15 protein-coding genes, 2 rRNA genes and 1 riboswitch are annotated in these 13,399 nt (G+C 41.1%); of the genes, 2 read left to right on the top strand and 15 right to left on the bottom strand.

Annotation, left to right across the window (positions count from 1 at the left end):
• Nucleotides 1–71 precede the first annotated feature (71 nt).
• Complete coding sequence (locus H5182_RS10515; RefSeq protein WP_145242916.1) at nucleotides 72–986, bottom strand: mechanosensitive ion channel family protein; 915 nt, start codon at nucleotides 984–986, stop codon at nucleotides 72–74.
• 100 nt (nucleotides 987–1,086) lie between these two features.
• Nucleotides 1,087–1,866 (bottom strand): peroxide stress protein YaaA, encoded by a 780-nt coding sequence (yaaA, locus tag H5182_RS10510; RefSeq protein ID WP_149983400.1) that lies wholly within the window; start codon nucleotides 1,864–1,866, stop codon nucleotides 1,087–1,089.
• A 250-nt stretch (nucleotides 1,867–2,116) separates the two neighbouring features.
• On the opposite strand from yaaA, the gene tal reads away from it, so the two are divergent.
• Both tal and H5182_RS10500 read left to right on the top strand, forming a co-directional pair.
• Complete coding sequence (gene tal / locus H5182_RS10505) at nucleotides 2,117–3,067, top strand: transaldolase (protein ID WP_182759993.1); 951 nt, start codon at nucleotides 2,117–2,119, stop codon at nucleotides 3,065–3,067.
• Between the two features lie 177 nt (nucleotides 3,068–3,244).
• On the top strand, nucleotides 3,245–3,433 hold the full coding sequence (locus tag H5182_RS10500; RefSeq protein WP_145242910.1) for a DUF3545 family protein: 189 nt from the start codon (nucleotides 3,245–3,247) through the stop codon (nucleotides 3,431–3,433).
• A gap of 109 nt (nucleotides 3,434–3,542) precedes the next feature.
• Here the strand turns inward: H5182_RS10500 and ung are convergent, their stop codons facing one another.
• The 13 genes from ung to rrf (H5182_RS10435) form a co-directional block, all read right to left on the bottom strand.
• Nucleotides 3,543–4,205, bottom strand: a complete 663-nt coding sequence (ung, locus tag H5182_RS10495) for a uracil-DNA glycosylase (protein ID WP_145242908.1) — start codon at nucleotides 4,203–4,205, stop codon at nucleotides 3,543–3,545.
• Complete coding sequence (locus H5182_RS10490) at nucleotides 4,202–5,059, bottom strand: cobalamin-binding protein (RefSeq protein WP_145242907.1); 858 nt, start codon at nucleotides 5,057–5,059, stop codon at nucleotides 4,202–4,204. Before H5182_RS10490 ends, ung begins: the two co-directional genes overlap by 4 nt.
• Nucleotides 5,059–5,658 (bottom strand): cob(I)yrinic acid a,c-diamide adenosyltransferase, encoded by a 600-nt coding sequence (gene cobO / locus H5182_RS10485; protein WP_145242905.1) that lies wholly within the window; start codon nucleotides 5,656–5,658, stop codon nucleotides 5,059–5,061. Before cobO ends, H5182_RS10490 begins: the two co-directional genes overlap by 1 nt.
• Nucleotides 5,642–7,144, bottom strand: a complete 1,503-nt coding sequence (locus H5182_RS10480) for a cobyric acid synthase (protein WP_182731883.1) — start codon at nucleotides 7,142–7,144, stop codon at nucleotides 5,642–5,644. The genes cobO and H5182_RS10480 overlap by 17 nt, the downstream gene beginning before the upstream one ends.
• A complete protein-coding gene (cobU, locus tag H5182_RS10475; RefSeq protein WP_182759992.1) occupies nucleotides 7,144–7,671 on the bottom strand; it encodes a bifunctional adenosylcobinamide kinase/adenosylcobinamide-phosphate guanylyltransferase in 528 nt (175 codons plus the stop codon). Before cobU ends, H5182_RS10480 begins: the two co-directional genes overlap by 1 nt.
• On the bottom strand, nucleotides 7,668–8,465 hold the full coding sequence (locus tag H5182_RS10470) for an adenosylcobinamide-GDP ribazoletransferase (RefSeq protein ID WP_182759991.1): 798 nt from the start codon (nucleotides 8,463–8,465) through the stop codon (nucleotides 7,668–7,670). The genes cobU and H5182_RS10470 overlap by 4 nt, the downstream gene beginning before the upstream one ends.
• Nucleotides 8,465–9,529, bottom strand: a complete 1,065-nt coding sequence (gene cobT, locus H5182_RS10465; protein WP_182735816.1) for a nicotinate-nucleotide--dimethylbenzimidazole phosphoribosyltransferase — start codon at nucleotides 9,527–9,529, stop codon at nucleotides 8,465–8,467. Before cobT ends, H5182_RS10470 begins: the two co-directional genes overlap by 1 nt.
• A gap of 4 nt (nucleotides 9,530–9,533) precedes the next feature.
• On the bottom strand, nucleotides 9,534–10,529 hold the full coding sequence (locus H5182_RS10460) for an iron ABC transporter permease (RefSeq protein ID WP_182735817.1): 996 nt from the start codon (nucleotides 10,527–10,529) through the stop codon (nucleotides 9,534–9,536).
• Nucleotides 10,516–11,352, bottom strand: coding sequence for an ABC transporter ATP-binding protein (locus tag H5182_RS10455; RefSeq protein WP_220493596.1), 837 nt, complete (start codon nucleotides 11,350–11,352; stop codon nucleotides 10,516–10,518). Before H5182_RS10455 ends, H5182_RS10460 begins: the two co-directional genes overlap by 14 nt.
• Nucleotides 11,353–11,437: 85 nt before the next feature.
• Nucleotides 11,438–11,563, bottom strand: a riboswitch (cobalamin riboswitch).
• 40 nt (nucleotides 11,564–11,603) lie between these two features.
• Nucleotides 11,604–12,218 (bottom strand): histidine phosphatase family protein, encoded by a 615-nt coding sequence (locus H5182_RS10450; protein ID WP_182759990.1) that lies wholly within the window; start codon nucleotides 12,216–12,218, stop codon nucleotides 11,604–11,606.
• A 48-nt stretch (nucleotides 12,219–12,266) separates the two neighbouring features.
• Nucleotides 12,267–12,695, bottom strand: coding sequence for an FKBP-type peptidyl-prolyl cis-trans isomerase (locus H5182_RS10445; protein ID WP_182759989.1), 429 nt, complete (start codon nucleotides 12,693–12,695; stop codon nucleotides 12,267–12,269).
• Between the two features lie 403 nt (nucleotides 12,696–13,098).
• Nucleotides 13,099–13,213, bottom strand: a 5S ribosomal RNA gene (gene rrf, locus H5182_RS10440).
• 69 nt (nucleotides 13,214–13,282) lie between these two features.
• Nucleotides 13,283–13,397, bottom strand: a 5S ribosomal RNA gene (gene rrf / locus H5182_RS10435).
• Nucleotides 13,398–13,399: the final 2 nt, after the last annotated feature.

The following is a 13,399-nucleotide window of genomic DNA, read 5'->3' as shown; positions in this document are numbered from 1 at the left end:
CTGTAAATTTGTGTAAATTAGCACTATCAACAGGTAAATATTACCTGTTGATATAATAAGCCTAGAACCATTTATTGTTCTGAGTGCTGGCGCTTTTCAGTGATCATCGCATCGAGTTTTTCACCGCCTTTAATACCAAAATCAAGGGTGCGAATTGGGAATGGAATACTAATATCAGCGTCACTTAGCGCTTGTTTGACTGCCACAATTGCTTTATGGCGTACGGTCATAAAGTCTGCCTCGCCGGGGTATTTTATCCAAAACCACACCAGTAAGTTGACACTACTGTCGCCAAACCCTTCAGCATAAACAGCGGTTTCGTCTTGTTTAATTACAAAATCAAATTCATTGATTTTTTTAACTATCACCTCAGCTGCCAGCTCTGGGTCATCACCATATGAAATGCCCACCGGCACTTCAATGCGGCGTACACCTAAGGTACTGTAATTACGTAATACATTACGAAAAAGTATTTTGTTAGGCACTAAAATCAATTGCCCATAAAAGTTTTCGATGAGCGTGTTGCGCAAATTTATTGAGCGCACATTGCCAAACACATCATCGGTTTTTATAACATCGCCTGTTTTAAACGGTTTGCGAATACCCATAGCAATACCAGCGATTAGGTTCTCTGTCATATCTTGAAAGGCAAAACCAATTGCTAGACCAACAATCCCAGCACCAGCCAGTAATGACGTTACAGTGCCTTTTAGCCCTATAAAATCGAGGGCAACAAATAACCCAACACACAGTACTATCATCTTGAATATCGATGCCATTAAGTCTGCAATTTGTTGGGAGTCTAACGAGCGGCGTAAAACATTGCGCATCATCGAACCTAAAAAACGCGCGAGAATTGAGAAAACAATGGCGATGATCACCGCCACTATAAAATTAGGTATATGACTTATTACGACATCAAACCAGCCACCGAGTTTTTCTTCAATAAGTTTTTCGGCATCGCTGATAGAAGGTATTTTTAGCATTGCTTAACCTTGATTATTTTATAAATAGTGTCAGGTTATTGCAAAATAAGCGCCAAAACTAAAAAGCCATGCATTGCATGGCTTTTAAACAGATTAATAACTAGTTTTGTTCATCTCTTAGAAATACTGGCTCCAGCTCTTTTTGGGTCGCTTCGCTACTGTAGTAGTAACCATCAACAGTAAACTTTTTTAAATCGCTTAACTGGGTAACTTTATTCTCAATAATGTAGCGAGCCATCAAGCCGCGAGCTTTTTTAGCATAAAAGCTGATAATTTTATATTGGCCGTTTTTACAGTCTTTAAAGTGTGGAGTAATGATTTGCGCGTTTAAGGCTTTTTTATCAACCGCTTTAAAATACTCGTTTGATGCTAAATTTACTAGATATTGGCTATCTTGCTCAGCGAGTACGCTATTTAGTTTATCAGCAATAATACTGCCCCAAAATTCATAGAGGTTTTTACCACGGCTGTTATCAAGCTTAGTGCCCATTTCTAAGCGATACGCTTGCATTAAATCAAGTGGTTTTAATAACCCGTAAAGGCCTGACAAAATACGTAGATGACTTTGCGCGTAATCAAGTTGCCCGGCAGTTAAGCTGTTTGCATCTAAACCACCATATACATCGCCATTAAAAGCCATCACGGCTTGTTTAGCGTTGTCGGTAGTAAACGGTTGCGACCATTCACTAAAGCGCGCAGCATTAAGGCCTGCAAGCTTATCGCTAATTTTCATTAAACTGCCAATTTGTGCCGGCGTTAATTCGCGGCACACCGTCATCAACTCTTCGCTGTGCTCAAGTAACTCAGGTTGCGTGAATTTATCAGTGCTTGCTTGGCTCTCGAAATCTAAATTTTTTGCAGGTGAAATAACAGTGATCATAGTTAGCTATTGACTTGGAAATTATTTAATGTCAATTTCAACATTAAATGAAACGAAAAGCACGTTTTGTTTATATCAATTAGTTAGAATTGATTGGTATGATACCTACCTTATTAGCACAGCAAATTATGCTATGCACCTTCGTTCTTCACTGATACGGACATAAGACCTATTAAGCGCTGTCACAGTGCTGCAGTATAAGGTAGTTACAGTAGATTTTCTTTTAACTTGCTTGGAATGAGGAAAGCAAATGACTTCAGCTCTACAAAGGCTCAAACAACATTCATCTATCGTGGCCGACACTGGTGATATTGAAGCGATTAAAAAACACCAACCGGAAGATGCAACAACTAACCCTTCATTGCTATTAAAAGCCAGTGAAATTGAAGCCTATAAGCCGTATTTAGATAAAGCGTGGAGTTATGCTAAAGAAACCGAGCAAGACGCTGCTAAACAATTAGAACTAGCCTGTGACTACTTTGCTGTATTACTAGGTAAAGAGATCAGTGACATTGTGCCGGGTTATATTTCAACCGAAGTTGATGCACGTTTATCATTTGATACTAAAGCAACAATTGCTAAAGCACACACATTACTAAGCCTTTATGAAAAAGAAGGTGTGAGCAAAGATAAAATCTTAATCAAAGTTGCCTCAACGTGGGAAGGTATTAAAGCCGCAGAGCAACTTGAAAAAGAAGGTACTAAGTGTAACTTAACGCTGCTATTTAGTGATGCTCAAGCCCGTGCTTGTGCAGATGCTAACGTATTTTTGATTTCACCATTTGTTGGCCGTATTTTAGATTGGCACGTTGCTAACGGCTTAGAAAAACCAACCGATCCATTACAAGATCCAGGCGTGCAATCAGTACGCAGTATTTTTGAATTTTATAAGCGTCATGATTATAAAACGGTTGTTATGGGCGCAAGTTTCCGTAACACCGGTGAAATCATCGCACTAACTGGTTGCGATAAACTAACCATCAGTCCTAACCTTTTAGAAGAGCTAGGCAACCTTGAAGGTGCACAAGAGTATTTACTTGACAGTGATATTACTAAAGAGCCTAAACCTGCACCACTAACTGAAGCTCAGTTCCGTTGGTTACATAATCAAGATGCCATGGCGACAGAAAAACTAGCTGAAGGTATTCGTTCTTTTGCTGATGCACAAGAGCAACTAGAAGCGCGTTTTAAAGCAATGTAATCGCTTTTATCGTTTAAATTAAACGTCGCATTTGCGGCGTTTTTTTATGCCTGAAAATAATCTCTATTCATTAATTTATCACTTACCTGTAACATAAATGTCACTTTTTTATTCTATTTTAGTGTGGCCTGTGGTATAGGTATTTTCGAGGTTCAAAAAATTCAATAGGAGAAGTTCATGGATAGCCTAGACGATATTTTAGAGATATTAGAAGGTCCTGATACAACAAGAAAGACCTCTCAGAAAAATAAAAAGAGAAAATGGCGCGAAATCGAAGCTTTAAAAGACAAGCAACGTTTACGTAAAGAACTACAGGAACTAGACTTTTTTACAGACAATATTGCGATTGATGAATTAGATTTTTAATTTCGCAATAGCTACTAACCAACTAAAAGGCCCTTACCGATAAAGTAAGGGCCTTTGTTTATATCAGTTAACGTATATTCTGCGCAGGATAACCTAGCATCTACAATTCCTAAACTTGCCAATCGATCGCTGTTTGCCCTTGCTGTGTTAATAACTGATTGGTTGCGGAAAAATGCTGGCAACCAAAGAAGCCACGATGCGCAGACAACGGCGATGGGTGCGGGCCATTTAAAATATGGTGACGCGTACTATCAATGCCTTTACCTTTCTTTTGTGCGTGAGCACCCCATAAAATAAATACCACACCTTCACAGTGTTGATTAATATGGGCAATAACCTTATCGGTAAACTGCTCCCAACCTAAGTGTTTATGGGAATGGGCTTGGCCTTGCTCAACAGTCAGTACGGTATTAAGTAAAAACACCCCTTGCTCTGCCCAGCGTTGTAAATAACCGTGCGTAGGCACGCGAAAACCATCGATATCTGTAGCCAGCTCTTTATAGATATTTTTTAATGAGGGTGGAAGTTTACCTACCTCTGGTAATACCGAAAAACACAAACCATGTGCTTGTCCTTCGCCGTGGTAAGGATCTTGTCCTAAAATAACCACTTTTATATTACTTAACGGTGTTGCATCAAATGCACTAAATACATACTGCTCTGGCGGATATACAGCAATACCTTCGCTGCGCTTTTGAGCAACTGTATCCAACGTCTGCTGCATATAAGTTTTTGCACATTCGGTTTTTAAAAAGTCTTGCCAATCACTCATTGTGCCTCCTTAATTGCAACGCGTGAATCATCTATTTTAGTACACATATCAGCAAGACCATCCAACATACGCGTGGTAAAACGGTGTAGTAAATCAGCATTGACGCTAATAAACTGATGGTGCTTTACCGCGGGTACTTCGGGCCATTGTGTCCAATCAATCACCGTTTGCTGCGCTTGTGACTTTTCATTAGGCAATATAATGATCTCTGGTTTTGCCACGATCACATTTTCAATACTTATCAGAGGGTAATCAGTTCGGCTGCTAGCAAATACATTACGACCTTGGCAAATTTCGATTAACTGATTGATCCAGGTATTTTTACCCACCGTCATCATCGGTTCTGCCCATAGCTGGTAAAATACCGCGACCTTACTTTTACCTTGCTGCTTGGCTTTGATTACAGCAATTTTTTGCTCAAATTCAAGTGCGGCTTGCTCGGCTGATTGCTCACGTCCAGTAAGCTCACCTAAACGGCGCAGTTCATTGGGTACTTTATCTACTTCACTGGCGTCACTGTAAATTATATCAATACCAAAACTTTTAATACGTGCTAAATCCTCAGCTTTGCTACCCGTTTTCCATGCTAAAACTAAATCAGGTTTGAGGGCCAGTAGCTTTTCTATTTGAATACCTTGGTGACCACCGATACGTGGGATATCATTGGCCGCAGCAGGGAAATCAGCATATTCCACGGTTCCCACGATTTGCTCACCAGCGCCGATGGTATACAGGTTTTCAACAATATGCGGGGCCAAGGCGATAATTCTTAATTGCTGCTTGTTAGGATCAGCCACGAGCTTAAAGCAGCACAGAGCCAGCGATAAAACGAGTACAAGCCTAAGCGTAGCCATTAATAATCAAATCCTATTTGCGCTTTAACACCAGCATCAAATGCATGCTTAACATTGCGCACTTCACTAACAGTATCAGCTAAGTCAGTTAACTTGCGGTGCGCACCACGGCCAGTAATAATTAAAGATTGCATTGGCGGACGATTAGCGATCACTTCGAGTGCTTCGTCTAAATCAATGTAGCCGTAGGTGATCATATAAGTAATTTCATCAAGTAATACTAAATTAATTGATTCGTCAGCCAACATACGTTTTGCTTCTTGCCAAGTCGCTTGCGCCGCTGCGGTATCTGATTCTTTATTTTGCGTCTCCCAGGTAAAACCTGTGTTCATAATGGCAAATTCAACCCCTGCGCCTTGCAATACATTACGCTCACCACACGGCCAAGTACCTTTAATAAACTGGCACACAGCAGCTTTCATGCCATGGCCTACACAACGTGTTACCGTGCCAAACCCTGAGGTTGATTTACCTTTACCGTTACCGGTGATCACCTGAAAAACACCTTTCTCAGTTTGTGCTGCGGCTATACGCTCATCAACTTTATCTTTTACTTTTTGTTGGCGTTGTTGGTGCTTGTCGTTATGTGTGTCGCTCATGATTAACTCCTTCCCAGTTTTGGTAAATTTGCGTTATTTTGTCTAAATCTAAATGTTCTTTACACATCGTGGCTAAGCGCGTTAATTGCTGCTCGCGATGTGTGTCTATATCTATTAATTGGGTAATACCACTATTTGGCAATACCCAATCCAGTATTAGTTGCGTAGCTGCACTGCTATCAAATAAGCCATGTAAGTAAGTACCTGCTATACAATCATCATCTGATATAAAGCCATCTTGCCTAACATGCTGTGGATGCTGAGTAAATTGTAAAAAAGGCTTTTTAAATGCTGGGCCAGCGCTGCAACCAGCGTGTATTTCATAGCCTGCGACTTTTGCTTGTTGACCGCCAAGATGGATCACACCAGCAGCTTGAGTTAGTACTTTATGCTGCCCTAAGTGAGTGGCAAAATCAGCAAGCCCTAAAGCTTTACAGTGTGTTTTACTTGATTCCACACCCTCAGGGTCATAAATATCTGTGCCGAGCATTTGCAAACCTCCGCAAATACCTAATAACTTACCGCCATAACGCAAGTGACGCTGAATCTGCTCGCCCCAGCCTTCATTGTTTAAAAAGGCTAAATCATTAATAACATTTTTACTGCCAGGAATGATGATCAGATCAACGTGTGGAATTGCTTGAGTATGGCGAATGTAATTAATGTCAATTTGCGGGTTTAAACGCAGCGCATCAAAATCAGTGTGGTTACTAATATGAGGAAGTAGCAATACTGCGATTTTTATTTTTGCTTGGCTTACTTGATTATCTATCGCTACCGCGTCTTCAGCATCGAGGGCGAGATCATGTAAATACGGCAACACCCCTAACACTGGTTTACCTGTGTACTCTTCAAGCCAATCAAGGCCACCTTGCAATAAGCCTATATCGCCACGAAAACGGTTGATCACAAAGCCTTTTACTCGTGCTTGTTCTGACTCGCTTAATAGCGCAAGAGTACCGACCAAATGCGCAAACACACCGCCTTTATCTATATCTGCAATAATGATCACGGGGCAATCAACCGCTTCGGCGTAACCCATATTAGCAATATCACCCGCACGTAGATTAATTTCAGCCGGGCTGCCCGCCCCTTCAACTACCAGTAGCTCAAACTCTTCGCTTAAACGCTGTTGCGAAGCCAGTACCGCATCCATCGCGACTTTTTTATAATCATGATAAGCACCTGCTTCCATATTACTAATGGCTTTACCGTGAATTATCACTTGAGCGCCAGTATCACTATTGGGCTTGAGTAAAATGGGGTTAAAATCAACCCGTGGCGCCACTTTAGCTGCAATCGCCTGTAGTGCTTGCGCACGACCTATTTCGCCGCCATCTTCTGTTACAGCGCTGTTTAAGGCCATATTTTGTGGTTTGAATGGAGCAACTTTGATCCCGCGTTCAACAAATACCCGGCACAATGCTGCAACTAAAGTACTTTTCCCTGCATCAGAAGTCGTACCTTGTACCATTAATGTTTTCATCATGACTGCCCTTTCAGTGTTAAGGCAAGACCTGCCATTATAAATTCAACTCGCGCAGCTTTTGCGGCAATGGCTTGATGTAACCAGCCTGATTCATCTACAAACCGGCGGCTTAGCTCGCCCAGAGGCACAATACCGTGGCCAACTTCGTTACTGACAAAAATCACTTGCCCCGGTAAATTTTCAAGGGTATTTAGTAGTGCTGATTTCTGTTCATCCCAACAATCACTTGTGGCGTGACATAAACAGTTACTTAACCATAAGGTTAAGCAATCAACTAAAATACAGTTATCTTTGCTGCTGTGTGTTTGTAACGCTTCAGCCAATGCAATTGGCTCCTCAACTAACGGCCAATCGACAGGGCGCTGTTTTTGATGATGGACTATACGATCTTGCATTTCAGTATCGTGGGCTTGCGCCGTTGCGAGGTAAATAACGCTTTTATTGCTTTGCTGTGCAAGCTGTTCAGCAAAGCGGCTTTTTCCACTGCGTGCGCCGCCTAAAATAAATGTGTGGTTAGCGTTCATAATATACTCACGAAAGTTAAGTAAATGGCAATTTCACTTAGCTGCTGCGCCGCACCTAAACAATCGCCAGTGTAACCACCTAACTGCTGTTTAAACCAGCGGATCAAAATGACTCTTAGGATCAGTAATACTGCTACAAGAATGAATACGGTTTGCCATAACAATACACCAACAGCAATCAAGCTAACCAGTAAAGTAGCGGCGGTTACAAGTAACGTAACTAAACTAGTGACCGATAGGTGCATAGCAAGCGGCTTTACTTTTGAAGTCGCATCTTCACTTACATACTCCATCCCCATAATTAAACTGGTTGCCACTACTCGGCTTACACATTGCCCGATAACAATTGCACTCAATACAGTAATCAATGACTCACTAAGAAAGAGTAGGCTTTGAAATTTAACCAGCAGCATAATAAATAATGCCGCTGCACCATAAGTACCAAGACGACTATCTTTCATAATGGCAAGCTTTTGCGACACCTGCCAACCACCGCCAAAACCATCCCATACATCGGCCCAGCCATCTTCATGAAATGCGCCTGTTAATAACAACCCGACCGCCATCATTAGTAATACACTTATTGATGCTGGTAACAGTAATTGAAAAACGCCGTAGCTGAGTGCTAATAATCCACCAAGCAGTAAACCCACTAAAGCAAAATAGCGACTTGCTTGATTTAAATGAGCACCGGTTACATTAAAGCGCAACTGCACCGGTAGCCGGGTTAAAAAGCTAATTGCTAATAACAGTAACTGCCATTGCGTTACTTTATTTGCCTCTGGGTTAGGCATTAACTGACAACCTGCTTAACACCAGCATCAGCAAAACTAGCCATCTGATTATAAAAACCAAGTGCGGCTTGCAATAATGGTAAACTTAACGCAGCGCCAGTGCCTTCACCCAAGCGTAAATCAAGTTGCAGCAGTGGCTTAACATCGAGTGCGTTTAACATCAGTCGATGGCCTTGCTCATTTGAGCAATGTGCAAAAATTAAATAATCTTTCACTGCTGGGTTAATATTAATTGCGGCCATTGCCGCAGCACTACAAATAAAGCCATCAACTACTACAGCCATGCCTTGCTCAGCCGCAGCCAACATAGCTCCCGTAATATGCACAATTTCAAAGCCACCTAACGCTGCAAGTAGTGAAATAGGATCTGCTAAATGTAACTGATGCAATACCAGCGCTTGCTCTACAACTGTTATTTTACGCGTAACAATATCATCACTAACACCCGTGCCTTTGCCAACACACTGCTGTGCAGGTAAATTCAGCATAGCTGCCATAATCGCTGCTGCACTGGTGGTATTACCTATGCCCATTTCGCCAAAGGCAATTGTATTACAACCACTATGACTGAGCTGCTGCACCAGCTGTTTAGCATTATTAAAGCCTTGCTGTACCTGCGCGGTATTCATTGCCATGTCTGTATTAAATGGCTTTGTTATACTTCCTAGACGGCAATTATGGACACTTGGCGCTGTGACTGGATGCAAAATACCACAATCAATCACTTCTAATTGCCAACCTAACTGTTGGCAAAAGACATTAATAGCGGCACCACCGCTGACAAAATTAGCTACCATTTGTGAGGTGACATCACTGGGCGCTATCGATACCCCTTGTGCAGCAACACCATGATCTCCTGCAAATACCAGCAAAGTAGGCTTATTGATTGCAGGTGCAAAGGTTTTAAAAGCATCTTCGCTTGCCACTTTTTGGCTAAACAAAGTAACCAGTTGTATTGCACATTGTTCTAACTGTCCAAGTGCACCAAGCGGTTTAGTTTTTTGGTTAATCTTATCAATGATGAGGTGACCAAATTGATTAGTTACTGTGGGTATATTAAACATCTGACTAACTCTCTCGCTTGCGAAAATAAAGTAACGATAAAAAGAAAATACTGCCTATTGCAGAAGTAATAACACCGATTGGCAATTCTTGATTTGCAAGTAAAACACGCGATAGCACATCAACCCACACCATAAATATACCGCCAACTAAAGCCGTCATGATCAAACCAGTAATAGTGCCTTGCGACACAAAAAACCGTACTATATGCGGGATCATCAAACCAACAAAACCAATACCACCACACATCGCCACTAACACTGCAGTGATCAATGAGCTCAATACCAACATTAATAACCGAAACCGCTGTACCGGTATTCCTAAAGTTGCAGCACTTTCATCACCTAGTAACATTGCATTTAGTTGCCGACGAAAACCCATCATCAGCACTGTGCAACTAATAATAACTAAAGCGGGTAACCATAACGTTGACCATTGTGCGCGAGCAAAGCTGCCTAGCGTCCAAAATAAAATAGCCGTGATCGCCTGTGGATCACTAAAATACAAAAGTAAGCTGGTAAAGGCACTGAATAAAAAGGATAAAGCGACCCCAGCCAAGAGCATGCTTTCAACTTGTCCGCGACCTGCTCGTCCGGCAATAAAAACCAGTAATAACATAGTCAATAAACTACCAACAAATGCCGCGGCCGACATTGTTATTCCCGCGCTGACTCCTGTTAGTGTCATAAAACATACCACACCAAATGAGGCTCCCGATGAAATACCAAATAAGTAAGGATCGGCTAACGGGTTACGGGTTACGGTTTGTAAAATTAAACCAGCAATAGCTAGACCAGAGCCAGCTAAAAACGCCAACAATGTTCGTGGCATTCGCAGTTGCCATATGATCCGCGCTATAAAGGAGTCATCTCCCTGACCTATAATACTGTGGTATACATCAATAAATTTACTGGCCGCAGCACCAAAGCTAAGTGCTATAAAAATGCTCGACAAGGCAAAGAATAACGCCACGCTGACTGCAAAATAATTATTTTTTTGCATCAACGCCACCACCTTGATAACCGTAAAAATAGGTAATACGCGGAATGACCTTATTTAATTGTTTACTCTGTGGATGCGCCGAGACTTCGGCACAGACACCAAATACTTCGCTAAGCATTTCTTCCGTGATGACATATTCTGGGCTACCCGTTGCAACTAACTTACCTTGCTTTATCACCAGTAGTTCATCACACATACTTGCTGCAAGATTAAGATCATGGAACGACGCTAATACCGTTACATTTAGCGATTTAGTCAACTCCATTAATTGAATTTGATATTTAATATCTAAGTGGCTGGTAGGCTCGTCCATAATTAATAATTGAGGGCTTTGTACAATTGAACGTGCTATCAATGCGCGTTGCTTCTCGCCACCGGAAAGGGAATCAAACGATTGCTGTAAATGATGGCTCAAGCCAACTTGCTCAATCGCCTGAAAAATAATTTGTTGATCATTTTTAGTTGTCGAACTAAATAAGCTTTTATGCGGCGTAAGGCCAAGACTCACTACATCATAAAGCGATAGATTAAATTGCGAAGGTGTTTCTTGCAGCACCACAGCAACCTGCTTGGCATATTCATCCGCACTTAGCTGCCAAATATTTTTCCCTGCAAATATAACCTCACCGCACACTGGTTTAGTGTAACGGTATAAACAACGCAATAAACTTGATTTACCTGCGCCATTAGGCCCTAACAAACCGATAAACTGGCCTGGTTTTATTGCAAAATTAATATCGTGCAAAATAGCGGTATTTGCCACCGACCACGATAAATTAGTTACTTCAAGTAAAGGGGGATCAATTACTGCTGGTATTTGCAATGTGTTATCTCTCTAGCAATAGCTAAACCCAATACACTACAAACCATTATGATCATGGTGATAATAGAAGAGTTAGCCCGCTCAATAGGTAATAAATTAACGTATTTTGTATCTGACTTATCGCGCTTGCGACTTACAGTTGCGGGAACAGTTGAGGAGTTACACCCCATTCCAAAATACATAAGGCTCTATTATGGGCGGGTGAGTAAATATTTCAATTAATATCTTTCTAGACGGCTAAAAATAGTCTTTTAAAACACAATTCTTGGCCATGCTTTATCGCTATCATCTATGTAAATATCAATACAAATGAGCTTCCCATAACCGATTGAAAATATGTTTTGCTGATTCGACTCTTTTGGTAACCGACAAATAATACCTAATAGTTGCTTGATCACTCCGGCATGCGTTAAAACTAATTGTGCTTGAGTACGATTACTTGCAATATCAATTAGTAACGTTTGCCACCACGTTGCTATTCGCTGATAAAAATCCCTCATACTTTCGCCATGAGGGGGAGTTACTTGCCAAGGGCTTTGCCAAAAATCGCCAAGACTAGGAGAATCCGTCTGTTGCCACAAATCATCATATTTACAGCCATCCCAATCACCAAAATTAAACTCTCGGAGCTGATCAGTCAGAAAAAGTGGTATTTGCTGGGCATGGCTAAAAGATCTGGCAAATTCGCTACAACGTTTCAAAGTCGAACTTTGTACAAGCTCAATATTAGTTAGCTCATTGCACGCTTGATGTAATTGCGCACGGCCAAGTTCACTGAGTAAAAAATCTGTCTGTCCGGCCAAGACTCCTTGCTCAATCAATTCGCCATGGCGTAATAAATAAACGCGACTAGAAAATGGCGGCATAAAACCCTCTTACATTAAAGAAAAGTACTTTTAACAATAGCATAATGGTCATCCTAAACGGATTAAGCGCACATCAAAATGTAGAACGGCATTAGCTCCTATTTTCCCACCATTCCCCTTGCGCCCCCACGCCAGCTCTGCAGGAATTACAAATTCATAGCGAGAACCAACCGACATCAATAAAATACCTTCTCGTAATCCTTCGATTGCCTCATCTAAGGTAAATACTTCAGGCATTCCAGCTTTATAACTATCAGCTATTACGCTGCCATCAGCAAGCATAATACGCTGATTTATGACCACGGTATCAGTGTCAGTTACTAGCTCACCAGAGACCTCATCTATTACTTTATACATCAAACCAGAAGCACACAGTTGAGTATCAGCATGATTACTAAATTTAACTATGAAGCTTTCACTGTTTTTACGATTGAGTCCTGATGAACCTTTTGATTTAGTTGTTTTTTTACGTGCCATGAAGCCCCACTATTTGTATGATAAATATAATAATCTTATCGCATAGGTAGAGGCCTAAACGCAAGTTTTATAGTGAGTTTGCGAGTTTTTCAAAACAATAAAATGATCTTATACCAATCGTGTTAAGTTACTGACCATTTATAGCGACAGATAAATGCAGTGATAACAAGGCATAAATTTTGACATGTAGTTGTTCTACATGAAAAATTTATAACGCAGTTAGCGCTTTATTTAGCTCGCTAGAATGGTTAAATATTTAAGTCGATTGGTATTATACGTATAAGAGTCAATGATTGCCGCTGCCTTTTCCCGCCAACATAATCCTTGCTAACTCACTGCTAAATCACTTTCCTGCAAACGTAAAAAAGCCCGACTATTGCTAGTCGGGCTTTCTTTAATTAGATCCTGGCAATGTCCTACTTTCACATAGCAAATGCTACACTATCATCGGCGCTGTTTCGTTTCACTACTGAGTTCGGCATGGGGTCAGGTGGGTCCAAAACGCTATTGTTACCAAGAAAATTCTTTTCAATTTTCTTATTTTAATTATTAAGTTTTAAGTTTTAAGTCCTTCGACTAAATTTGGAGCCTGGCAATGTCCTACTTTCACATAGCAAATGCTACACTATCATCGGCGCTGTTTCGTTTCACTACTGAGTTCGGCATGGGGTCAGGTGGGTCCAAAACGCTATTGTTACCAAGCA

This window comes from Pseudoalteromonas sp. SG44-17 (assembly GCF_014164235.1).
Lineage (GTDB): Bacteria > Pseudomonadota > Gammaproteobacteria > Enterobacterales > Alteromonadaceae > Pseudoalteromonas > Pseudoalteromonas rhizosphaerae.
This window is presented reverse-complemented; position numbering and strand designations above follow the sequence as displayed.